The organism is Moryella indoligenes (genome assembly GCF_030812885.1).
GTDB classification, from domain to species: Bacteria; Bacillota; Clostridia; order Lachnospirales; family Lachnospiraceae; genus Moryella; species Moryella indoligenes.
In genome coordinates, this window is sequence record NZ_JAUSTO010000003.1 from 126,715 (window position 1) to 149,718 (window position 23,004).

Consider the following 23,004-nt stretch of genomic DNA (forward strand, 5'->3'; position numbering starts at 1 on the left):
TCTCACACTTCTGTTTTATGCAGCCTTACGGTGTCTCTCTGATCCACGCGCCGCTCTCATCCACACGATAGCCGTCCGGCGTCTGCTCACCCGCATACATAGCACCCAGCGGGCGACTCTGTCCGTTGCGGTACTCCCATCGCTCCGTCTCAGCATTCCAGAACCAGGTCTGTTCCGGTGTGTGCGGGTTCAGGAAGTACCACTTCCCGTCAATCTTCTGCCAGCCGGTCACCATTGCGCCGTCCAGGAGATTCAGATAATACCAGTTCCCATCGTTTGCGTCGTGATGCCAGCCCTTTATGAGTCCTCCGAACCAGCCGTCATGGACGGCAGACAGGAAGTACCAGCTTCCCGCTGCGTCTCTGTACCAGCCGCTGTCCATCACGCCATCCGCATCAAAATGATAGGTGTAGACCTTTGATACGCCTCCGAAGGTGTAGACGATATCCGCCCACTGATCCTTCAGCCGATTTCCGGCAGACGTCACAAATGCCCAGCCATGCTTCGCAGGATCAAAATTGTCCCAGTTTCCGTCGGTTCCGCTGCGGTAGGCACTTCTGACTCCCGGTCCGGCACTCGCAGCGATGCTCCGGGAGACGCCGCCTCCGCCGCCTCCGCCGCCACTATGCCCGCCGCTTCCGCCAGGCGTCGGTGGGGTGGGCGGAACAGGTTCCGGAGGAGTGGGCCCGGGCGGTGTCGGGTTAGCTGTTGTAATTCTGTCCACAAGCTCCTTCAGCGCGTTATACTCCGCTTCCAGCTCCGCTATTGTCGGTCTCGGCAAGTGTGTCCGCACAGCATTGGCATGTGCGATCGCCTGGGTCAGATCCTCTCTGTCCTCCGGGGATACATTCCCGTTCGTGCTCAGTGCACTCGCAACATCCGTCTCTCTTTTCAGCTTTTCGCATGCTGCCTGCCAGGCTGAATCGTCCGCCGGAGCGTACAGCGCATAGAGCGTCAGATTCCGCTTCACTTCATCCGTCACGTCATAGTTCGGAGCTGATGCAGAGTTGGACTTTTTAATTCCCTCCAGCTCATACTCAATGCCTGTCGCCGGATCGGTCCATATGGTTTTCAGATCACTCCAAATGTCCATGTAATTTTCAGCATCCTCAAGGCTCTCGCCCTGACGGACCTTCAGTCTGTGAACCGTGCCGCGCTTTGTATCTTCGATCGTAACGATATAGGCCTTGCTGTAGCTTAAAACTACGGTATCTCCGATATTTGCGAGGAAGTGGAACACTCCCCGGAAACCGGAATCCTCCTCGTTCGGATCCGGCTTCATTGAAAGCTCCTCAAACGTGAGCTCTCCTGCCGTATCCGTGGACTGTCTCCAGAGCTTATAGTCCATGCCGCCGAGGAGACTCTCGTCAATCCTTGCGAGCACATTTACCTCTGCATTGCTGCCGGAGGCGGGAAGCGGCTTGTTTACGCCATTCACTGCACGAGTCAGACCAAGCTTTACGCTCCACGGGAACTTCAGCTTTTCCTCTCCGGTTTTCTCTCTAAGCGCATTCGATACCGATGCCGCAACGCTCCTCCGGTCAAAGTGCACTGTGTAGGCGAGCTCTGTGTTCAGAACTGAAAGTGCCGCTTCGTCCGTCGGATTGCTGATCAGTGCTGTTCTGAGCTTCTCAATCGCACCTTCCTCCGGATTCAATGCGAACCTTCCGTCCTTCGGCGCGTAATCCAGCGTCGCAGCAGAGGTCGCCGACGGAGTATTATAGGTGGCCTGCAGAACCACCGCTCCTCTCGGCATGGTGACGGTCTGATTCCGCCGGTCGCGGTGCTGGATCGTCATGCCGCCGATCAGAATATTCCACTTGCGGAACGCGTTGCCGTCTGCATCCGCTGCATCTGCGTCAATCTTGATCCGGTCACCCTCCCGGACTGTCACCTCGGTCTCATCGTCCCCGATCGCGATGACATTTCCGTTTCTCGTGATCTCCGTCACTCTGCCGCCGTCAAGAAGCCGAAGCACATATGTGCTCTCAGCAGCGCTCTGCGTTCCGGTGACTGTAACGGTGCTTCCCATGGGCTGCTTCTCCTCCGGCGTCTCACTTCCGGAGGCAGTCCGCGCCACCACTGTGTAGGTCGTGTTCGGATCAAGCCCCGTAAACTCCACGGTCTGCGGGCTTCCGGACGGCGCCTTCCAGCCATCTGCAGCTCCCTCCTGCGCAACGATATTTCCGTCCGCGTCAAGAAGTGCATACACGGTGTCCGTAGCAGCAGGCGTCACGGTGAGCTTCTTTTTGTCCGCCGCCAGCGGATCGCTGTCAACGGAGTAATTATTTCCGAGCGCCGGAACCACCGCGAGCGCAGGCTGACTCCGCTTGTCCGGATCGACAGTCTGAATGTTATCAAGATTCCACGTGTCCTGATGCTCCTCAAGTTCATAGACAAAATACTGCTCGCAGACCGGAAGTCCTGTGAAGGCGCCGTTCTGCAGCGCGCTGCCGCTCTGCACGGCGATGATATTCCCATATCTGTCGGTAAGTGCATATTTGCGGTTCTCATTCGGCGCACTGACCACAACTCTTCCGCTTCCGTTCGACGTCACGCCGCCGGAGGCATCCGGAATTGCGAGGAGGTGGTCATCCGGCAGCGCATTGAACCTTGTGAAGCGGAAGGTATAAGTCTGATTCGCGAGAATCAAAGCGTCCGGGTCCACCATCGGCTCGCCTGCCTCGTTGTACCACTTGTCGTTCTGATACAGCGCATCCGGCGACGGTATCGGAAGCATGAGATCGCTCCATTTCGTGCCGCGCGGCACATGTGCCGTCTGCTTTCCGGAAATGCTTCCGTGGCTTCCCGCCACAAAGCTTAAATCAAACCAATCCTCCTCAGTCTCCTCGAACACTGAGATCAGGCGCAGATCCCCGTCCAGATCTATATCTTCGGAGAGCTTGTCTCCCACGGGCTTGCCGGAGGCATCCGCCTTATACCAGCCCTTGAACCTGTAGTTCGGATCTGCATCCGTGCTGATGTTCTTAGTCAGGACAGAGAGCTTCTGCGCTCCCTTCGGGAAGGACTTCGGCTCAACGGGTCCGCTATTTGTACCGTGCGCTCCGGACGCGTAGGTCACGCGCGCCCAGTTCTCGGTGTCACTTAAGTCCTCAAGATAGGTGACATCAATACTGCCGGAACCGTTCTGGAGCTTAAACTTAAAGTTCTCATAGCCCTCCTTCGGATTCTGCATTGGCACAAAATTCGCATTCGGAGAGAAGGTAATATTCGGCGGATAGGTGTAGCCGCTCTGCTTCGGAACAGGCACCTCGTGCTCGTCGAGGAAATTGAAATGATACGTCGCACTGCCATCCGTGCCGATATTTTTCATCAGCTCTCCATGGTTGTCACGATAATGCACAACAACATCAGATGTGAACTCCGGATCCAGCCTGTACGTATAGCGGATCCTCACCTTCTGGTTCGGCATCTTTCCTCTGAATTCACCCGTGGTCTTATTCAGGCTGTCATCAGACACCGCATAGACATGCTCCGCCTTTTTCGGCTCCTTTCCCTCAAGCAGCTCCGCGCCCTGAAACGCATAGGCAGTTATACTGTCCGGAGTCTTTGAAACCTCGTCCTCTGCGGAGTAGCCCTTGCGCTCCGGGCTTTTGATCGTGTGGCCATCTACATCCACATACTCCACCTCAAAGGCGAATTTCACCTGATCATTCGGCTTGTAGCGGTACGCCACTGTAAGGTCATCGTTCGGCATGACGCCCGTCAGATTGTTGCTCGCATTCAGCTTCGCAGCTTCCGGTTCGATGCTTCCCGCACCGGAGGCCTCTCCGAACCCTCTCTTTTTATTGTTCTTGATCAGCACGTCCTGAAGCTTATAGCCGGGGATATCTCTCCGGTAGGTGGCGGAAACCCCCTGATTCGCAGTCACCTTTGTCGGACCGTCCTTTTTGAACGCGTGTATCTCAGGGTCTGTATCATCCGCGATAATCGCATCCACGCCTTTCTGCCCGTTCCGCGTTTTGTTAAGATCGCGATAATGCATAACAGTAAAGTCAAACTGATCCGCGCTGTCTCCTGTCCACCTCGCCGTGTAGGTGGTGGGAGTGGTGTAGGAAAAGTGTGCGGGAAGATTCAAAAGCCTGTTGCCATCACTGTCAAACCAGCCGTCAAAGCGGTAGCCCGGCCATGCCGGGATGGTTGCTCCATCCCCACGAAGCTTCGGGAGCACCGGTCTCAAAACTGTTCCGCCACCGTTGGGGTGCTGCGCTTCCTGCGTAGCAATTCCACCAAAATCAGTTGACTCTGTCAGCGCGTGTCCCGCCTTTCCGTGCGCAACAGAGAGCTTTTTTCCGCCCTCTGTCTCCTGCGGGAGATCTCCATAGCTATCCTTCGTTCCATCCGTCCAGTAAAATTGACCATTCTGCTGATCCTTGGCCTTGAGATCCGGCCCGATCCCCGGATCAAAGCGAATCACGGCGTCGCCTCCGTATGGCAGCGCATACGCATACGCCGGCAGGGCCGGGGCTGTCATGGTGATCGCCATGACAGCCGCCAGAGCTGCGGCGAAGCGCGCTCTGATGCGTCTTCGTATTTTCATCCTGCTCCTCCTCATCTGATCCACGCGCCGTCGCCGTTTACACGGTAGCCGTCCGGCGTTGTCTCGTCCTCAAACATGGAACCCAGCGGTCTTCTGTCATTTCCGAGATAGAACCACTTCTCCGCCGTCCAGTCGTACTGCCAGGTTTCGCCGCTGTTCTGTGGTGCGAAGTAGTACCACTTTCCGTCGATGAGCACCCAGCCCGTCGCCATCTTTCCGCTCACAGGATCAAGATAATACCAGTGTCTGTCGTCCCTGTCATAGTGCCAGCCGGTCTTCATCTTTCCAAACCAGCCGTCATGGACGGTGTCGCAGTAGTACCATTCCTGCGCCTCATCGCGGAACCAGCCGGAATCCATGAGGCCGTGAGAGTTGAAGTGATACCAGCCGTTTCGGTTTATATCTCCGTTCGCGTAATCGAGCTTCGCCCAGCGGCTGGTCAGGCGAATGCCTCCATTCAGCACGAAGGCTCACTCGTGCTTCTCCGCGTCCACAAGCTCCCAGTTTCCATTGGTTCCGACCACATAATTTCTGGCGTTCTCGGGGACATAGGGAACACTCCTCGTTCCCGCGCCTCTTCCGCCGCCACCGCCGCCGCTTCCGCCGCCGCTTCTGTGGGTGGTGATATCATCATAGTGCTTATAGCGGTTATCCAGCTGATCGTCGTAGGTCTTCATGAAGTTCTTCAGTTCGCTCAGAAGATCCTCAAGCTCATTCTGCGTCAGCCTTCTCGGTTCGGTCTGTTCAAACTTTCTCACGACATCGTCTATCTTATCCAGAATCTCTCCGGTCTCCTTCCTCTTTAAGAAGAAGTCGTCCGCCCTTCGCATCGCTTCCTGAATCGCCTTGTCCAGAGCCTTCCGCGCCTCGGTCACTTCCTTCTTATTGTCCTCGTAGAAGGCGTAGACATAGCTTCTCTTCCCGATCGGATCGCCCGGATCAAAGGCCCTCATTCTGTCCTTTCTCCGGCTCCAGCCCTTGTAGAGGTAATAGACACCCTCCGTGCTCGTGAAATCGGGTTTCGGATCCTCCACCTGACCGTAATCGCCGTTTGGATAATCCGGATTTCCCACTGTATCCTCCGGTGAATCACCCTTTCGCAGCTTGAAGGTATACTGCGGCTGTGTCTCGGAGTGCTCGTTGATAAAGGTGAGGCGGAACGCCTTCGAGTAGGTCAGGACATAGCGCGCGCCATCTCTTGCCGTAAAGGTGAAGAGTCCTCCGCTCTCCTCCGGATCCTCACTCAGAGTAACCTCCTCCACAAGGTAGTTCGTCGGATCAGCCGGATCCTTCCGGTACTCATAGAGCGCGTAATCCATCATGTCCACATCTTCCTTGTCGAGCTGCACATAGGTGTTGAACTGTGCATTGGAGGGCGTGGTCCGCTTCACTCTTCTTCCGTTGACGTAGCGCTCGATATCGACGCCGAGCTCCCACGCCTCGGTGTAAGCCTTCTTGTGTGAGCTGTGCTCATAATCATTGAACTCCCTCACCGCATCGGAGACATTCTTCCTGACCTTTCCCTTTCTGTACACCACCTTGTAGATGACTTCCGCCTTGTTCTTCTTCATCAGCACGCGATCCGCGTCCGTGGTGAGACTGTCCTCAAGATCCTCGATCTCGTCGGGATCAAGCGCCATCTCGCCCGGATTTCCGCCCCGGACCTCATCCGTGACAGTCGCATTGCTCGAAGAGCCTCTCTGGTACTCCGCTGTTAACACCACATTGGTATCCGGCATCGCAAAGCCGAACGCAAGATTCTTCAGCTTTGAGCCGATTCCGGAGACCGCACCGACCAGCACCCTCCAGAAGCGGAAGCTGTGGCCTGCGCCGTCCGCTGCCTCCGCAGAGACCTGAACGGCATCTCCTCTGTGCGCCTCATCATAGCGGGGGGCGCCGACTGCGTTGTCTCCGACGCTCACCACCTCTCCGTTCACCGTCTGCACGATGAACTTCGGAATCTCCAGCTCACCGCCCGGATCCATCGTGAGATCTGTGCCGTCCGGCCGCTTATCCTCCGCCGCTATGCCGCTCTGTCCCTTCGGCCGCGCGACAACCGTGTATTTTCCGCCATGATCCAGGCCCGGGAAGACAACTTTTCCGGGATTCCCCGCCGGGGTCTGCCAGCCGCCCTCGCCGCTCTCCGGCGTATGCACCACATTTCCGCTCTCGTCAAGAATTGCGTAGTCCGCATCCTTATCCGCCGGTTCAATGGTCAGGACTGTCTTCCCCTCATTCTCCGTGTCGTAGCTGATCTGGTAGTTATGCTCAACCACCGGCACCAGGACTTCCGTCGGATTTCCGAGCATCCCGCTCGCACCGGAGACATGGCCTCCCGGAGCGGCGTCGGTATCTCCGGACGCCTCATAGACCTGATACCTTGTTCCCGGATAGAGATCGTTAAAGATCACCCTTCCCGTAATGCTTCCATTCTGAACACCCAGGATATTCCCGGCCATGTCGGTGATGATGTATTTATAGCCCGGCTTCGTATCGAAGGCCGTGACTCTGCCCCGTCCGTCCTCATCAAGACTTCCCGCGGCATCCACATCGCCCGCGTTTGTTCCGAAGACATTCGGATCCGGATAGAAGCGGATCGTGTAGGTCTTCCCGTCTGTCAGTGCATCGCCATCCTGCATTGCCACGCTGCCGTCGTACCAGCCCCGCACAAGGTAATTCACCTCCGGCGTATAGGCAGGCTTTGCAATGGCTCCCCAGGTATCGTCGTAGCGCGTGTGAAGCGTCGCCGCGCCGGCCAGCGTTCCGTGATCTCCCGCCTTGAATTTGATATCCACCCACTTCGAGGGTACCTCCTCAAAGTACGCGAACACTGCGGTATCGCCGTCAAATTTCTGCGTATCGGTAAGCAGGGTCTCACCATTATCCCGATCCAGAGTCTGGTTTCCGTTGCTGTCAATGAACCAGCCCGCAAAGCGATAGTACTCGCTGTTCGATTTCGCAATTGGCACCAGGCGCTTCTTCCGGATCTGCTCCCAGGTATAGCCCTCGTCCGAACCACCTGCCTTCAGCACTTTTGCATAGTAGCTGCCGCTGCCGCCGCTCTTCACGTCCGGCGAGACAAGCTTGGACGGATCGTCAGCCGGAGACTCGTTATCATGCGAGAGCGCTCCCAGCGGTCCGCTGTAATAGCTGATCTTCACCCACTTGTCCGGATCACGGTCATAGGTATAGGTCACTGTGAGGTTGTCCGCCGGCATCTTCGCGGAGTAGTTATGGTCTCCGTCAAACTGCGCGTTCGGCGCGGCCGGTGCGGCAGCGTGCGTGCTGTGAATATAACCGTACAGCTCCTTGCACTCCGCCTCGACAGGCTGATCCGCCTGCTTCCCCGTATCCTCAATGGGTTCGATGATATCCCTCAGGCTGCTGTCATCCGTGTTGTTGTCCTCATAGAGCACCCTGAAGCGATAGCCCTCGCCGTTCGGCTCATAGATATAAGTGATCTCCACGGGCTGGTTCGGCATCTTTCCGCTGTAGTTCCATGCGTTGTCAAAGTTTTCACCCGCCGCACTGACCAGGTGTCCGTCCGCGTCATCCGCTCTAGTGCCCTTTGTGACCTTTGCTTCGACCAGATCGTAGCCATAGACCGCTGCCGGATGCGCCGCGATGTCATCCTCCGGATAGTAGGGCTCCGTGTGCTCCGGAAAAACCTCTGTGCCACTCGCCGTCACATGCTTCACGGTGAAATCCGAGCGGGCACTCGGATCACTATAATCCACCACATAGCGATAGTAGACAGCGGCGTCCTGTCCCGGCATATGCCCGGATAAGTGGCCGTTCGCGGGATCAAAGGTGGCAATGTCAACAGGACCGCGTCCGTCGTAAAAATCAAATGTCTCAGGGCTCAGAAGGGAAGCCGCCTTAGACCACTTATAGCCATGGATCGCTTTCTGATCCGCTGTGATCTCATCCTCCACGGAGTGCGCCTTCTCTGCGGTGCCCGTCTGGAAGGTAATGCTCCCGTTTGCATTCTGATATGCCACCGTGTAGTCGAACTTTACACTCGTGTCCGGCTTAAAAATAGCGTAGTACTTCACCGGCTCCTCCGGGAAGTGCGAAGGAAGCGCTCTCTCGAAGGTGTAAGGAGGCGTCGGCAGGCTCCAGCTCTGAGTCCCTGCGTCATAGACACCCTTGACCCATCCTTCAAAGGTATAGCCGTACTTCAGGACAGTCGGCATCACTGCATGCACGCTGTCCCCGGTATTTCCCTTCAGCTCCGCGGGCTCCGGCGTACCGCCGTTCGCATGAAAGCTGATGGAGCTGCCGCGCCTTACATAGGTGTATGTAACAACGACATCCTGCGCAGGCATGCTTCCGGTGATTTTCCCCATATCGCTGCCGCTCATTACAGGGGTCAGTGCCGTGCCGCTGCCCTGATTCACGCTGACACCCGTCAGTGTGTAGCCAGGAGCCGGAGCCGGAGCAGCCTCATCGACCGCAGCTCCCTCACCGTAGGGCTTCTCCGGGCGGTTCTCCGCGCCGCTGACCGCCGTTCCCTTATCGTCCACATAGACGAAGCTCATGGTATAACCGCTCCGCCGGAGCACTGCATTTTTAATATTATGGAGCGCATCTGCACCCACGTTCACCGTGAGCCCCTTCGCGCTCTGGTCCGCCTTGAAAGAATCGGAGAATGGGCAGGTGGTCACAGTACCCGGGTAGCTCGCGGAGGGCACCGCCACCACAACCTCCTGTCCGGCAGCGGTCGGGGCAGCTCCTCCTACCGTCATCTCCGGAAGCGTCGCCGTCGTCACGCCGATCTCGCTGCCCTCAAGATCACCCTCCACCGTGATGCACTTTCCAGCCGGAAGGTATACATTCGCTGCTTTATTTTCCGTGTCTTTGTTGCCGCTGATCTTCACCGCGTTCAAAACAGCAAAGGTTCCCGTGCTGTTGAAATGCACGGCGCCCCTGCCGTCTTTCGCGGAGGTATTGCCTGTAACCGAGCCGCCGTTCATGGCGAGGCTCGCACTGCCGCTCAAATCAATCGCGCTGCCCTTGTCCGTCGCGCTTCCCTTTGCGCCGGTCACCGTCGCACCACTGTTGATTGCCAAGCTTCCCGCTGTCACCGAAATAACAGGAGAAGCGCTTTCCTTTTCACTACCGGAGAGCGTAATATCGTTAAAGCTCCATTTGCCTCCCGTCACATGAAAGAGCTCGTCCGCATAGTTTGTATCTCTCTCGAGGGTCTTAATCCGCTCTTCGGCCGGTAGATTCAGGGTTGACTTTCCGTCGTGTGTAAAATCTGTGCTCGCTATGGTTATATCCCTGCTGTCGCTTCCAGAAAGCGTGAGCGCTGAAGTAAAAGGCTCATAGTCCATAACATAGATATATCCCTTATTATTTCCAATTTTCTCTATCGCCTTACTGAGCGTTTTATACGGCTTTGTGTAGGTACCTTCATTTCCGTCATTTCCATATTGCGAAGACACATAATAAGAATTCACGCGGCAGGCAAATGCCACCCTTCTCTGCACCGTCTCATAGGGACGCAGCTCAAAACTCCAGGAATACGCCAGACCCGAGTCGGTATTGCTGACAGATGAACCGCCGCCTTCAGTGAAAATGTTTTGGCTTCTGCTTCCATAGTGTCCAATCCACCGCGTGGTAGGCACCGGCATTCCTGTAATATTCTCGCTGGTGTAGCAGTCAAAGGATGAGTAGTTCCCATAATTCAGCATATGAAAGCCAGCGTCCGTCTTATAAAGCGTCGCGGCATCCGCCGGGTCACCGCTTCCGGATGAGTGTCCGTCTATCTGTATATCCGCACAGCTTCCAATATTTACCTTCTTAACCTGAGCATCCTTATTGTAAACATAATAATTCACAAAAAGGTACTTGTTGTCAGGACTCGGCAGCACAGTCATTTTTACCTCAACGCCCGTCCCGTCAGGCTCCTGTACTCCGCCGTTTTTATTGCATTGTATACTTTTTTTGTCGCCGCCATTGACCGCAATATAGGTCTGATACCCATTGTTACGATAGCTTGTATTAAAGCTGCTGCTACCGGTGGTGTATGTAGTATTTTCCGTTCTCTTTCCCTGAATGTCAAAGGATTTACTCGACTGGATGACTCCCAGAGTTGAGCTGCAGCTTCGTTCGCCAAGATCTTCCACGGCCATCTCCGACGCATATGCCGTCAGCGTCATCGCCGGCGCCGGCGCAAGAAGGCCGAACACCATTGTGAGCGCAAGAGCCTTCGCGAGGAAGCGCCTGACGATCCCCTTTCGTTTTCCTGCCGTTCCATTCTTCATTTCCTTTTGCTCCTCTCTTAAAAGTTCAGGCATTCCTCAGCCGGAAGTCCGCTCTCCGCGGTCGGCGTATCGCTGCCCGCAATCAGCCCCTCTGCGTAGTGGTCTTCCTTATTGTCCTTGTCGTAATGATAGAAGCCGGGACCCTTGTCTCCGTTCCGCCATCTCGGCGCGAACTCATCTCCACAGTAAGCAACAAACCTGTCGCCGATGATGAGCAAATAGCCGCCGTCGCGATCCTTCAGTGCCTTTCTCCCGGTGACGACCTTTCCTCTCTCATCGACCACCTGGTAGTAATCCGCGCCGTTTTTTTCCGCCTTCACCACACCGTAGCCGAAGCCCTCGTCCGCTTCAAGCCGCAGACCGTTGATGTAATATTTGCCGCCTCGCTTCTGAAGGTAGTTCCGGTTCCCGTATGCCTTTCCATTCGGCGCGAAGCCAAAGGTATAGACGCCGTCCGCCAGCTCCACTTCAATTTCTTTTCCGCTCTTCATCGAGCCATCGTTCAGCTCGTCCGGACCGAAGAGATAGAGATCCGCCTTCTCAATGCCGTAGAGATTCCCCTCGATGAAATCCTTCGAATCCCAGGCATCAACATCGTACTGCGCGACAAATTCATCTTTTCCGCCAAAGAGCACAAAGCCGGTCTGCATCCTGCCGATGCCGTCGAAGGCGTACCTTCTTCCATTCACCTCCTTGATGCGGTTCCGATACACCCTTCCCTTCGCATCCGTTCTCCACCAGCTGCTCTCAAGGTCGATGAAATCGTCCTCGCTGAGCTTCTCCGACGGGAACATCCAGAGCCATTTGTTTTTCATCAGCGGTCCGCCGTCGTAGCCGTCGTAATACTTGACAGACTGCACTGTGGTCGGATTGCTCCGCACTGCGTCACTCAGACTCGCGATATCCCCCCACCAGGAGAGCATGATCCCGTTCTCGTCAAAGCCATAGGTGGCGCCGCCGATCTCCTTCTGAAGCGGGCTCCCGCCCCTGCTCCGGTATTTCTTTGAGTCCGCGCCGAAGTACATCCACATCTCAGGATAATCGCTGTAGCTCCTGCCGCTGACCGCACTCTCAAGGCCGGAGCCGCCGCTTCCGTCTGTCGTCCCGATGCCGCCGTAGTTCAGCCACTGTCCGGTGTACAGCGCGCCGTCCTGTCCCGCAAAGTAGCGTCCCTCCACAAAGGGATCGTCCTCCTCCACAGTCTCACCGTTCTCGTCAATGAAGCCGGTCAGCATCACGCCATCTTCATCAAAGACATAGTACTTTCCGTCAATCTCCTTCCGGAAGCTCTTATTCTTTTTCTTATAGCCCTTTCCGTCCGCGCCGAAGTAGCGCCAGCCCTCCTCATGGACATCATCCCCGGAACCACTCCCGTCGATCCAGATCCACGCATTTGCCTGCATTTTTCCATCCGCATCCACGTAGTAGTCATAATCCCGCCAGGTGACGATCCCATTCCTCACGATGTGTCCGTCCTCGCCCAGGTAGTACCAGTTCTCCTTCGACTTCTTCCAGACATTTGTCATCGGAGTGTCGTTCCTGTTCAGGTAGCTCCACTCATCTCCCTGTTTTGTCCACCCCTCCTCGGCATAGACCGGAGCCGCCGGCAGGAAGCAGCCCAGCGCAACAGTCAGCGCGAGTGCCCCTGCGATCCCCTTTCTTCTCTGTCTCTTCATCTTCCTCCCCCTTCTTCAGCTTTTCTGATATAAATTTTTCTGTTCTGTCTTCCCTGACGCAGCGCCTCTTCATGCGTATCGAAATAAATGTCGATAACCGCACCTTTGACGAGCCGTCCTGTGTCCTCCGCAACATACTTCTTTCCGTCGATCATCAGCTCCGTGCCCAGCGGGATGACCTCCGGATCCACCGCCACGGTGCGCCCCTCCTCCGGCATCGTGCCGCTCGCCGTGGGCCCTCCCGCGTGTACTCCGCAGCAGAGCGCGCAGTTGCAGTAGCCCGTGGTCTGGAACTCTCCCAGGAGCTCCCAGCCCTCCGGCGGGCTCTCCTCCCGGACAATGCGGCTCACCTTCATTCTCTGTCTGCCGAAGCTCATCGCCTTCTCGCAGCTGTCAAACCAAATCCTCAGCTTATCACTGCTGCCGGGCATCACCTTATCCTCCACGCGGTACTCCTTCTCCCCAATCCGGACAGATTCACCTATGGAAAAGAGTGTCGGATCAGCCGCAACGGTGTGGTTTTCTCTCGGCTTTGCGCCGCTGTACGTGCTGCCGTCCTTTTCAAAATAAGCAGCTATCTCCATCTCTCCCAGAGAGAGCTCCTTCACAGCTTTGGCATCCCCACCTTCATCCTTGGCCCTCTCCGGGCCGCTGCGGGTCTCCTCCTCCGCTGCTCCTTCCTGTACAAGGGGCGGCGCAAGCGACAACGCCCGGGTATTTCCATCCACAAAAAGAGGCGGAACCATAGTGCATTCCGCCGCAAGACTTTGTTTCGCACCGGGCACCACCATTCCCAGAGAAAGGAAGAACAGAAGCAGCATTCCGCAGACCGGAACGCGCTCCTCCCACAGCGGATGCCCTCTCAGACTGTGAATCAGACGTCCATTCCGCACACGCCGCTCTCCCTTCTGCCTCAGAGAAGTCAAGGCTCCGGCTGCATGGCAGCCTTCCTCATGCCCGCCTCTGTGATCAGACGATGCTGAAAGCTCACCTTTTCTCCGTCCTGTGTGATACTGAAGTATCTCCATGCCAAACTATTCCCCATGATAACCTTACTCTGTTCCGCACGCGCGCTCCCGCACTCCGTCCCAAAGACACAAGACTGAAAAGAGCACACTCTTTACTCCTTCAGATATTAAATATAAGATAACACTTTTGTAATTGTTTGTCCATGAAACTTTTAAAATTCGATTTTATTTGTTGCACAATATATATATATATATATATTGTATTGCTATATATTGTATATGCCTCATATATTCTCAACAAAACGCTTGTTTTTGAAAACCTTTGTTCAATATTCTTTTTTCTGTTTCACCCACGCTGCTCTGATGTCTCCCAGACCATAATGTGGAAGCACTCCCGGCCGGTACTTATTTGTCTCGCTGAATATAGTCCGAATGCTTTCTCCGCTCCAGAAGTTCTGTTCCTGATATAAAGAGAAACTTCCGGATCGCGAACAGCACCGCGAGCGCCAGAACGCCGATCAGCACGCCGAGTGTGCTCTCATGAATCACCAGAAGATTCTTTGCGACTGCAAAAATCATCGCCTCCATAATGGAGTCCAAATCGTGCCGACAGAGCATCATCACAACTTCAAGACCGATCAGTGCCTCCAGAAGATACTGCAAAAATGCATTAAAACTCAATGCTTCGTTTCCAAAGGTCAATTCAGGCAGTCGATACAGATGTATGACGATACCAAAAAATATAATCAATGCTATGATTACCTCAAACCACATCGCATACTGAAAAAATACGCCCTGTATCCTGTGCAGAACCTGATTTGCCTTTGAATGCATCATACGCAATTCTCTCCTTCCGCAAGTATGCCCCCTTGATTGCGTTCCCGTTTTTTTTACTTCCAAAGCACCTCAAGGTTTCGGTTGTTTGTTACGCAGTCCTTGAGGTAGAGGTTAATCAATGTTTGATATGGAATGCCTGTGCTTTCCGCTTTGCCCTTGAAATAAATAATTATATTTTCATCAAGGTTAATTGTAACAGGCTTTTTAAGAGCCTTTGCATACGGATTTTTTATTGCTTTGCTAAAATTAAATTCTTTTTCTAAAAATTCATCTCTTTCTTTCATCGCCTGACGCTCCTTTCATAACCCGCTTTTTCTCTTGCAGTAGCCTTTCTTGATGAGATAATACGAATAATCGCTTCTTCACGAATACAATGCACTACAAGAAGAATTTTACCTTCATCGCTCCGACCAAGAATACGAAATCTATCTTCATTCTCCGAATGCAATTCGTCGTATTCCAATAGTGCTTGCCATCGTAAAATACCGTTTGTGCTTCTTCAAAGGCTATGCCGTGTTTTTGTTTGTTGATTTGATTTTTATTCTCGTCCCATTCAAATGTCATTGTTTCATCGCCTTTTTATAAATATATTATACATATAATATAAATATAGGTCAATATAAATAGAGTTAAACGGCTTCGCCGTTCATCAGCTTTCTTGAACGGCGGGGGTGCAGGGGGAACACCCTGCAAAGAAACTTCAAACCACAAACTTCATCAAAAGGTACGGGTTGTGTTTTCCCTGTCCGTCGGACCTATATGAGCTTTCTGCTGAGCTCCCGCATCTCTTCCAGGCCGTAGGCGATCTGAAGGAGATCCTCCTCCGCAAAGTCCTCTCCCAGCACAAACATGGTACGATAGAAGCGCTCGTCAAGCTCCGGATCATGGATGCCCTGCTCCATTGCCTTCTGCACCACGCCCGCAAGAGAGCGCAGTCCTGAGAGAATCAAAAATTTCAGGGCCCGCACCTCGGGGTCGTCCTTCGCAAGCGCCTCCATGGAAAATTCTCCCGTGAGATCCGGTGCCCCCGCACAGCCGGCACACTTCGGCGCCGTGAGGCGCTGCCGCATGGCCTTTACCTCCCCGAGCCCCTTCTGAAGTTGCTCCTCTGTCGCATCCGGGCTGCCGCTCAGTGCAAGTCCGCGGAAAAACACCCTGTCCTTATCGCTGATCATGTGAAAGCTGCCCGTGCCACCGGTGCGTATCAGCCCTACCAGCGCCTCTGTCAGCCTATCCCTCAGCTCCTCTGCTCTCATGAGCCCTTCCAGCTCTCGGTGTGTTGCCTCCATAGAAAACCTCCCTTGTTTTATCAGCCCTTTCCCATACGCTGCCGCACAATTTCATAGGCCAGAATGCCCGCCGCGACACTCGCGTTCAGCGAATCAATCTCCCCCCTCATCGGAATGGACGCAGTGAAGTCGCAGTGCTTCTTCACAAGCTCACTGACCCCCTTTCCTTCATTTCCGATCACCAGACCGATCGCCCCAGTGAGCTTTAAGTCATACATGGTCTCTCCGCCCATATCGGCGCAGACAAACCACAGTCCCTCCTTCTTCAGCTCCTCCATGGTGCGGCTTAAGTTCGTGACCTTTGCGACCGGAGTGTAGTTCAATGCACCGGCAGAGGTTCTCGCGACACTCGCCGTGAGCCCGACCGCGCGGTTCTTTCCTATAATAACGCCATGAGCGCCCGCCTGATTTGCGGTGCGTATGATTGCGCCAAGATTATACGGATCCTCAATTCCATCCAGAAGAAAGAGGAAGGGCAGTTCATGTTTTTCCCTGGCGCGCTTTAAAATATCCTCTACCTCCGCATAACTGTAGCTCGCGACCATGGCGATCACGCCCTGATGTCGCCCGGTATCGCTCATCTGATTCAGGCGCTCCTTTGACACAAGCTCCACGCGGGTGTCGCACTTTCTTGCCTCGCGCAATATGGTCTGGATCGGGCCGTCCCTCAATCCGTCCTGCACATAGAGCCTGTCCACCGTCTTGCCGGCGCGAAATGCCTCGATTACGGCATTGCGCCCCTCAACTGCATTTTCATTCATAGCTGCTTCTGTTTCCTCTCTTCTTCTGAAAGCCGTGCGAGTCCCAGCTGTACCAGCTCCAGCACCCGTTCCTCCTGTCCTGCGAGCCAGAGATAGCCGAGCAGCGCCTCAAAGGCAGTCGCCATGCGGTAGTCTATCATGCTTGCGTGCTTCGCCATGGTGTTGGAGTGTGCATTTCTACCGCGCTTCAGCACGGCACGCTCCTGTTCTGTCAGTTCATTCAGCAAAAGCTGACTGAGCTTTGCCTGCGCAGCAGCCTTCACGTAATGCACTGCCTCATGGTGAAGCTTATTCACCTGGCGATTTCCTGCACGGACAAGTCTGGTCCGTATGAGGAGCTCATACACCGCATCCCCCAGGTAAGCGAGAACGAGCGGCGAATACATCGCCGCCGTGTCCTCTTCGGACTGTGCTGTGCAGCCGAATTCCGAGAGGCGCAATCCTGTCGCTGCGCTCCTTATGCCTTCTTCCACTTTACACCCTCTTTGGTATCCTCAAGTATGATTCCCATCTTCGTGAGCTCCGCGCGTATCTCGTCCGCACGCGCATAGTTTTTATTCTTTCTCGCCTCCTGACGCTCCGCAATGAGCGCCTCGACCCGGCTGTCGAGAGAGAGCTCCTTTCGCTCCGGCTCAATACCGAGCACCTGTAAGAGAGCTGTGAGACTCTGCTGCAGTGCCTCTATATAGCCGCCTGCACTCTCCTCAGTCACTGTGGAGTTTGAGAGCTTTATAAGCTCAAACACTGCGCTGATCGCGTCTGCCGTGTTGAAATCGTCCTCCATGGCGGTCTCAAACTTCGTGACCAATGACTTCATCTGCTGAAGTCCCGCATGTTCCGCATCACTCAGCGCTCTGTCCTCCGCCTTTTTCAGGCAGTCACGCAGGTGATCCATGCCGGTCAGAATGCGCTCCAGACTCGCCTTCGCGCCCTCCATCATCTCCCGGGAGAAGTTTAACGGGCTGCGGTAGTGCGCGCTCAGCATAAAGAGACGCAGAATCTGCAGATCGTACTGTTCGCTGATCTGCCGCACAGTCTTGAAGTTTCCGAGCGACTTCGACATCTTGACATTGTCAATATTCAGGAAGGCATTGTGCATCCAGTACTTTGCAAAGGGCTTGCCGCTCACTGCCTCGGACTGCGCGATCTCATTCTCATGATGCGGGAACACCAGATCCTCGCCGCCGCCGTGTATGTCGATCTGCTCTCCAAGGTACTTCTTGCTCATGACCGAGCACTCAATATGCCAGCCGGGACGCCCCTCGCACCAGGGAGACTCCCAGAAGGGCTCCCCCTCTTTTTTCGGCTTCCAGAGCACAAAGTCGTTCGGATCCTCCTTTGCCTCCTCTCCGGTAACCTTCAGCGTGCGGAGACCGGACTGATTCTCCTCAACATTTTTATGGGAGAGTTTTCCGTAGCCCTCAAAGCTCCTCACGCGGTAATAGACTGTTCCGTCCGGCGCCACATAGGCGTGTCCGCCGTCAATCAGCCGCTGTATCATCTCGATCATGCCGCCGATCTCCTGCGTCGCGAGCGGGTGCGTGGTTGCAGGCATGATATTCATACCTGCCATATCCTTCTTGCACTCGGCAATATAGCGCTCAGAGATGACGGAGGCGTCCACCCCCTCCTCCTGTGCCGCACGGATGATCTTGTCGTCAACATCTGTGAAATTCGAGACATAATTCACATCATAGCCCTTGTACTCAAAGTAGCGACGCACGGTGTCAAAAAAGATCATGGGACGTGCATTCCCGATATGAATGAAGTTGTAGACCGTGGGTCCGCAGACGTACATGCTGACCTTTCCCGGATGAAGCGGGACAAACTCTTCCTTATAACGTGACATTGTGTCGAAAATTTTCATATTGATCCTTTCTCAATCAGGCATACCGCGTGCGCCGAGATGCCCTCGCCGCGTCCGGTGAAGCCGAGTTTTTCCTCTGTTGTTGCCTTTACGTTGACTGCGTCTGTCTCCACGGAAAGCCCTGACGCAATGCGCTCCCGCATCCTGTCGATGTAAGGAGCAAGCTTCGGGCGCTGTGCAAGTATCGTGCAGTCCACATTCACCACGTGATAGCCCTTTAAAAGAAGCAGTGCGCGCGCCTTCTCAAGGAGCAGCATACTGTCAATGCCCTCATACGCCGGATCGCTGTCCGGGAAATGCCGGCCGATGTCACCGAGTCCCGCCGCACCGAGGATTGCATCCGTCACCGCATGCAGGAGCACATCCGCATCGGAGTGTCCGAGCAGCCCCTTCTCGCAGGGGATCTCCACGCCGCCGATGATGAGCTTCCGCCCCTCCGACAGCCTGTGTACATCATAGCCATGTCCGATTCGTATCATCTCATCCACCCTTCGCTTCCGCCATACTGTCAGGATATGATCTTGAGCTTCTGTTTTACACAGCGCGCTGAAAATTCTTTCTGGATGCCCAGGCTCTCCCCGTCTGCATGGAAGGGCAGGCCCTCTTCCAGCACGAGCTTTACCTCCCGGCAGTTATAGACACGCACACCTGCATACGCAGAAGGGTCTCTCCGCCCCGGCAGCATGAGTATCCGCAGCAGACGGAGCTTTGAGCGATTGTGAAGAATACAGACGGTGAGCTCCCCGTCCGCATTGGAGACGCGCGGCGCAAGCCGCAGCCCTCCCGCCTCCGTCGGCTGAATCTGCGCGGAGAAGAGAAAAATATGGTTCAGCTCCACGCGCCGCACGCCGTCAAGAAGCAGGTATCCCTTCACAGTTCTTCCCTGAATCAAGCATCGGAGAAAGAGCGCTGTGCGCGCTGCCGCAGCTCTCAGACAGCCGCAGGTGCAGTGCCGCAGGGAGAAAGTGCGAAAGTCCTCCGTCAGCGCCGCATCAAAACCGCTGCCGCAGCTCACAGCAAAGCGTCTGTGTTCCGGCCGCTCCCCGCCATAATCCACCACGCCGTAATCCATGAGGCGCAGCTCCCGCGGAGAGAGGATACGCTTTAAGCATGCCCTTTGTGTGCGCGGGAGACGCAGTCCCCGCTTAAGGTCGCTGCCCCGCCCGGTCGGAATAAAGCCGAGCACCAGCTCCTCCGAGAGATGCACGCCATCCAAAACCTCATTCATGGTCCCGTCTCCGCCGACCGCCACCAGAACATCTCCGCTCTCCGGCACAGTCTCCGTGAGACGCGCCGCAAGCTCCCGCGCCTCTCCCCGGCAGCCGGTCAGAAAGACCTGATACGCTATATTCTTTTTGATGAGATGACGCTCCAGCTTCTTCCAGCTGCGATACCCCTTCTCACCGCCCGAATTCGGATTCACAATGAATGTCAGCATACGCTGCACTCCCTGAGCGCTCCCGCTCTGTGCGCCGCCAAAAAGCCTCGGCTCTGTTTAACGGAAGTATAACATATTCTGCACTGCTGTGGAAAATATCTTCTGCATTGCGCGATCTTCCCCAGCCGATTTTTGTCCGAAAACGGTACAGAAGACCTGCAGTTTCAGCCGCCACCTCCCCCCAGGGCGATTCTGAAATATGTGTCTGAAATATGTGAAGAAAAGTTCTTGACAAGCTGTGGTATATCCCATATACTTACATGGTCTTCGAAAGGAGATGCATGGCGGAATAGCTCAGTTGGCTAGAGCACACGGTTCATACCCGTGGTGTCGAGAGTTCAAATCTCCCTTCCGCTACGAAAGAGTCCTGAGACCGGGGCTCTTTTTTGCTGTTGTTTGACTTTTTATATTCTTTTTAGTTTTTCTTCTCAATTTTGTATATTTTTCTTCTGTTTATTTCAATATTCAGGTGCTATGATTTTATACATCATGAAACGTTGACATAGGATCACTCTTCAGACGATTACGAGGTTTCCATGAAGCAAAATCGACTCTACCTCTTTATTCGAAAATACAGATATCTCTGCGGCATCGGCTACACGATCTTCTATCTGCTGTGGTTCCGTTTCCTGGAGCAGACTGTGAGCGCACGCTCGGGATATCACATCATGCACTGCTCGCTGGATGACCTGATTCCCTTTGCCCCCGGCTTTGTCATTCCCTATCTGCTGTGGTTCCTGTACATCCCCGGGGTGCTCTTCCTGCTCTCCAGAAGGGACGCGGACGAGACGACACAGCTCGGTATTTTTCTCGCGGCGGGCATGAGTATCTGCCTCCTGATCTGCACGCTCTACCACAACGGCACAAACTTCCGGGTCAGCGCAGATCCCGCAGACGGGCTCTGTCAGGCTCTGGTATGGATCATACAGCGAGCGGACACGCCTACAAATGTTTTTCCCAGCATCCACGTCTACAATTCAATGGGGGTTAATGCTGCCGTGTGGCACAGCCGGTATTTTGCCGCACATCCCCTTCTCCGGCGGCTTTCCTCCCTGCTGACACTCTCTATCTGCTGTTCCACTGTGTTTTTGAAACAGCACTCCCTGATCGATGTGGCGGGCGCGCTGGTGCTCTCCTACTTCATCGCGCAGGCGGTCTATGGCGACATTCCGATTCCGTCTCTCAGCGACACTGCGGCGAAGGAAGATCTGAATCACGCTGCATAAACGGCACAAAAAACTCCCCGTCAACGGGGAGTTTTTTACATTCAGTCAGTTAAAGCCATAAAATTTCTGGGCAATCTTGTATGCTGCGACGGAGACGCTGCGGCCGCTCCTGCCCGGAAGATTCACGCTCTGTCCGAGGAAGCCCCAGCGGATGCGGAGATAGAGATGCAGGTTCTGCTCCCTCAGATAACGCCATATTTCCTTCTTCTTCACAAAATTCTCCTCTGTGCCGGACTTGATCGCGAGGATGGAACATATGATCATCATGATCTCCAGATAGAGTATCATGTAGCGGCGCAGCTTCCGCTGTGGTATTTTGTAGGGGTCGTAGTAGCTCAGCATGAGCTTCGTCACGCGGATCTGCTGGTCGATACGCCCTATCATCACCTGTTCATTGACCGACTGATCCGAGCGGCCTATGAAATAGCGGTAGAAATTTACATCCAGATAGTAGAGCGTCTTCACCTGGGGCAGCGGCTGATAGACAAAAATATTGTCCACATAGAAGGTATGCTTCGGAAGATCCAGCCCGGTATCTCTGAGCAGCTGAGTGCGGTAGATCACGGAATGCATCAGGATATACTGCCCCGGAAGGAAATGTCCGATCTCGTTCCAGCTGATCAGCTGACCCTTTGGAATCACACGGCGGTAATTCATAATGCGCTTATGCGCCGCCCCTTCTTTTTCATAGACAAAGTTACTGACCAGCATATCCAGCTGCGTATTCTGCTCCGTGAAGCCGCGGAGCGTCGCAAGCACCTTGTCGTAGGCCTCCTCATCCACCCAGTCATCTGAATCGACAACCTTAAAAAAAACGCCGCTCGCCTTTGCGAGTCCCGCACAGACAGCACTCCCGTGTCCGCCGTTCTCCTGATGGATCGCGCGGCATATACCTGGGTACTCCCTCTCATAGCGATCCGCAATCTCCGCAGTGTTATCCTTTGCAGAGCCGTCATTGACGATCAGAATCTCCACCTCGTCCCCGCCATGCAGCAGGGTTCTGATGCAGTGATCCATATATGCGGCACTGTTATAACAGGGCACAGCAATACTAAGCAGTTTCATACCACCACTCCTTCCGTTCCGCGCCTTGGCTGCGGATTGTTTTTCTTAATACAAAAGCTTCATGCAAAACCAAAAAGCAGACCGCTGATCCTCACGCCCGCCGCCTGAATTTCCGCATTTTTGAGACTCCGGTCTTACCGCCGAAGCAGAATACGACAAAATCACAGGCTAAAACCAGAACACAAAACGCAAAAAAGAACATCCGGACTTTATGCTGAGATCCTCGCAGCAGCGCGGCGACGCAGATAGCAGACCGCCAAAAGAAAAAAGCCAAGTGCCACGGCCCAGAGCCCCGGACTTGCCGCAAGCTTCTGCCCGCGCTCTGTCTGCACAAGCAGCAGAATCAGCATATTGCCTGTGCCGTGCATACATATAGTCAGCAAGAGCGCATCCGTCTTCAAATAAATCCATCCGAGTATGAGCGCCAGCAGCGCCGCAGCAATACCCTGTGTCAGATTTCCGTGAAAGAGCCCGAACGCGAGCGCCGAGAAAAGAAGCGCCCTGTTCTCTCCGCAGAACACAGACAGTCTTCTGAGCAGCAGCCCCCGAAACATCAGCTCCTCTGCCGCCGGTGCCAGCAGCGCCGTGAGCAGCAGGCGCTCTGCGAATTTTCCTTCGGAGAACAGCTGCGCTGCGCTCTGAAAGCCCGCATCTATGGAGCCAAGCCTGCTCAGCGAGATCGTAAGATTCAGGAGCAGATAGAAGCCGGCAAAACCTGCCGTGAGAATAAGCCAGGACAGAAGCAAAAGCTCAGAGCTCCGCTCCGCCGGCCTCCATCCTGCTCTCCCGTCGCTTAAATAAAGCCAGAAAAAGAAGGGCAGACAGAGTACCTCCTGCAGAATCATCATATGAAGGCGCAACTTAACAGCTCCCCCGGGCGCAGCTGTCACCACAGCCGCGAGCAGCAGCTCCAGAAACATATAAAAAATAATCGGCATCAGACAGCGCAATAACGCCCTTGCAGAGCTCTCCATAATAGGCTTAGTATACCCTCTTTCAGTTGCTTTTTCCACCCTGCGAATCTATAATAAATTCAACACAGTT

Annotated in this window: 19 protein-coding genes and 1 tRNA gene; 2 read left to right on the forward strand and 18 right to left on the reverse strand. The window is 54.6% G+C overall.

From position 1 onward, the window contains the following. Positions 1 to 25 precede the first annotated feature (25 nt). The 16 genes from J2S20_RS03305 to J2S20_RS03375 form a co-directional block, all read right to left on the reverse strand. A complete protein-coding gene (locus J2S20_RS03305) occupies positions 26 to 4,561 on the reverse strand; it encodes an N-acetylmuramoyl-L-alanine amidase family protein (RefSeq protein WP_307253192.1) in 4,536 nt (1,511 codons plus the stop codon). 11 nt (positions 4,562 to 4,572) lie between these two features. Then, a complete protein-coding gene (locus J2S20_RS03310; RefSeq protein WP_307253194.1) occupies positions 4,573 to 5,025 on the reverse strand; it encodes a hypothetical protein in 453 nt (150 codons plus the stop codon). Between the two features lie 6 nt (positions 5,026 to 5,031). Then, the gene (locus J2S20_RS03315; protein ID WP_307253197.1) at positions 5,032 to 10,833 is read right to left on the reverse strand and encodes a hypothetical protein; all 5,802 of its coding nucleotides are present in this window, start codon (positions 10,831 to 10,833) and stop codon (positions 5,032 to 5,034) included. 17 nt (positions 10,834 to 10,850) lie between these two features. After that, the gene (locus J2S20_RS03320; RefSeq protein ID WP_307253199.1) at positions 10,851 to 12,509 is read right to left on the reverse strand and encodes an N-acetylmuramoyl-L-alanine amidase family protein; all 1,659 of its coding nucleotides are present in this window, start codon (positions 12,507 to 12,509) and stop codon (positions 10,851 to 10,853) included. Further along, positions 12,506 to 13,402 carry a 3D domain-containing protein gene (locus J2S20_RS03325; RefSeq protein ID WP_307253201.1) on the reverse strand — a complete coding sequence of 299 codons (897 nt, stop codon included), beginning with the start codon at positions 13,400 to 13,402 and terminating at the stop codon, positions 12,506 to 12,508. Before J2S20_RS03325 ends, J2S20_RS03320 begins: the two co-directional genes overlap by 4 nt. A gap of 29 nt (positions 13,403 to 13,431) precedes the next feature. Further along, positions 13,432 to 13,554: a hypothetical protein gene (locus J2S20_RS03330; RefSeq protein ID WP_307253203.1), complete on the reverse strand. Its 123-nt coding sequence runs from the start codon at positions 13,552 to 13,554 to the stop codon at positions 13,432 to 13,434. Between the two features lie 328 nt (positions 13,555 to 13,882). Continuing rightward, complete coding sequence (locus J2S20_RS03335) at positions 13,883 to 14,314, reverse strand: hypothetical protein (protein ID WP_106611603.1); 432 nt, start codon at positions 14,312 to 14,314, stop codon at positions 13,883 to 13,885. Positions 14,315 to 14,367: 53 nt separating this feature from the next. Beyond that, positions 14,368 to 14,598, reverse strand: coding sequence for a BrnA antitoxin family protein (locus tag J2S20_RS03340; RefSeq protein ID WP_106611602.1), 231 nt, complete (start codon positions 14,596 to 14,598; stop codon positions 14,368 to 14,370). After that, on the reverse strand, positions 14,595 to 14,777 hold the full coding sequence (locus J2S20_RS03345; RefSeq protein ID WP_307253207.1) for a BrnT family toxin: 183 nt from the start codon (positions 14,775 to 14,777) through the stop codon (positions 14,595 to 14,597). The genes J2S20_RS03340 and J2S20_RS03345 overlap by 4 nt, the downstream gene beginning before the upstream one ends. After that, positions 14,693 to 14,878, reverse strand: coding sequence for a BrnT family toxin (locus J2S20_RS12310; RefSeq protein WP_416388988.1), 186 nt, complete (start codon positions 14,876 to 14,878; stop codon positions 14,693 to 14,695). The genes J2S20_RS03345 and J2S20_RS12310 overlap by 85 nt, the downstream gene beginning before the upstream one ends. Before the next feature lie 191 nt (positions 14,879 to 15,069). After that, positions 15,070 to 15,603 carry a hypothetical protein gene (locus J2S20_RS03350; protein ID WP_106611600.1) on the reverse strand — a complete coding sequence of 178 codons (534 nt, stop codon included), beginning with the start codon at positions 15,601 to 15,603 and terminating at the stop codon, positions 15,070 to 15,072. 20 nt (positions 15,604 to 15,623) lie between these two features. Next, on the reverse strand, positions 15,624 to 16,364 hold the full coding sequence (rlmB, locus tag J2S20_RS03355; RefSeq protein ID WP_307253211.1) for a 23S rRNA (guanosine(2251)-2'-O)-methyltransferase RlmB: 741 nt from the start codon (positions 16,362 to 16,364) through the stop codon (positions 15,624 to 15,626). Further along, positions 16,361 to 16,837, reverse strand: coding sequence for a Mini-ribonuclease 3 (locus J2S20_RS03360; protein ID WP_211292150.1), 477 nt, complete (start codon positions 16,835 to 16,837; stop codon positions 16,361 to 16,363). The genes rlmB and J2S20_RS03360 overlap by 4 nt, the downstream gene beginning before the upstream one ends. Further along, on the reverse strand, positions 16,822 to 18,231 hold the full coding sequence (gene cysS, locus J2S20_RS03365; protein WP_106611598.1) for a cysteine--tRNA ligase: 1,410 nt from the start codon (positions 18,229 to 18,231) through the stop codon (positions 16,822 to 16,824). Before cysS ends, J2S20_RS03360 begins: the two co-directional genes overlap by 16 nt. Next, positions 18,228 to 18,707: a 2-C-methyl-D-erythritol 2,4-cyclodiphosphate synthase gene (gene ispF / locus J2S20_RS03370; protein WP_106611749.1), complete on the reverse strand. Its 480-nt coding sequence runs from the start codon at positions 18,705 to 18,707 to the stop codon at positions 18,228 to 18,230. Before ispF ends, cysS begins: the two co-directional genes overlap by 4 nt. A gap of 32 nt (positions 18,708 to 18,739) precedes the next feature. Then, on the reverse strand, positions 18,740 to 19,669 hold the full coding sequence (locus tag J2S20_RS03375; protein WP_106611597.1) for a diacylglycerol/lipid kinase family protein: 930 nt from the start codon (positions 19,667 to 19,669) through the stop codon (positions 18,740 to 18,742). 283 nt (positions 19,670 to 19,952) lie between these two features. Between J2S20_RS03375 and J2S20_RS03380 the strand changes: the two genes are divergently transcribed. Continuing rightward, positions 19,953 to 20,026 (forward strand) — tRNA-Met (locus tag J2S20_RS03380). Positions 20,027 to 20,205: 179 nt separating this feature from the next. Next, positions 20,206 to 20,895, forward strand: coding sequence for a phosphatase PAP2 family protein (locus J2S20_RS03385; protein WP_307253213.1), 690 nt, complete (start codon positions 20,206 to 20,208; stop codon positions 20,893 to 20,895). 45 nt (positions 20,896 to 20,940) lie between these two features. Here J2S20_RS03385 and J2S20_RS03390 read toward each other — a convergent pair whose 3' ends face one another. Further along, positions 20,941 to 21,960: a glycosyltransferase family 2 protein gene (locus J2S20_RS03390; RefSeq protein ID WP_106611595.1), complete on the reverse strand. Its 1,020-nt coding sequence runs from the start codon at positions 21,958 to 21,960 to the stop codon at positions 20,941 to 20,943. A gap of 209 nt (positions 21,961 to 22,169) precedes the next feature. Beyond that, entirely contained in the window at positions 22,170 to 22,898 is a 729-nt protein-coding gene (locus J2S20_RS03395; protein ID WP_170065356.1) for a CPBP family intramembrane glutamic endopeptidase, read from the reverse strand. Positions 22,899 to 23,004: the final 106 nt, after the last annotated feature.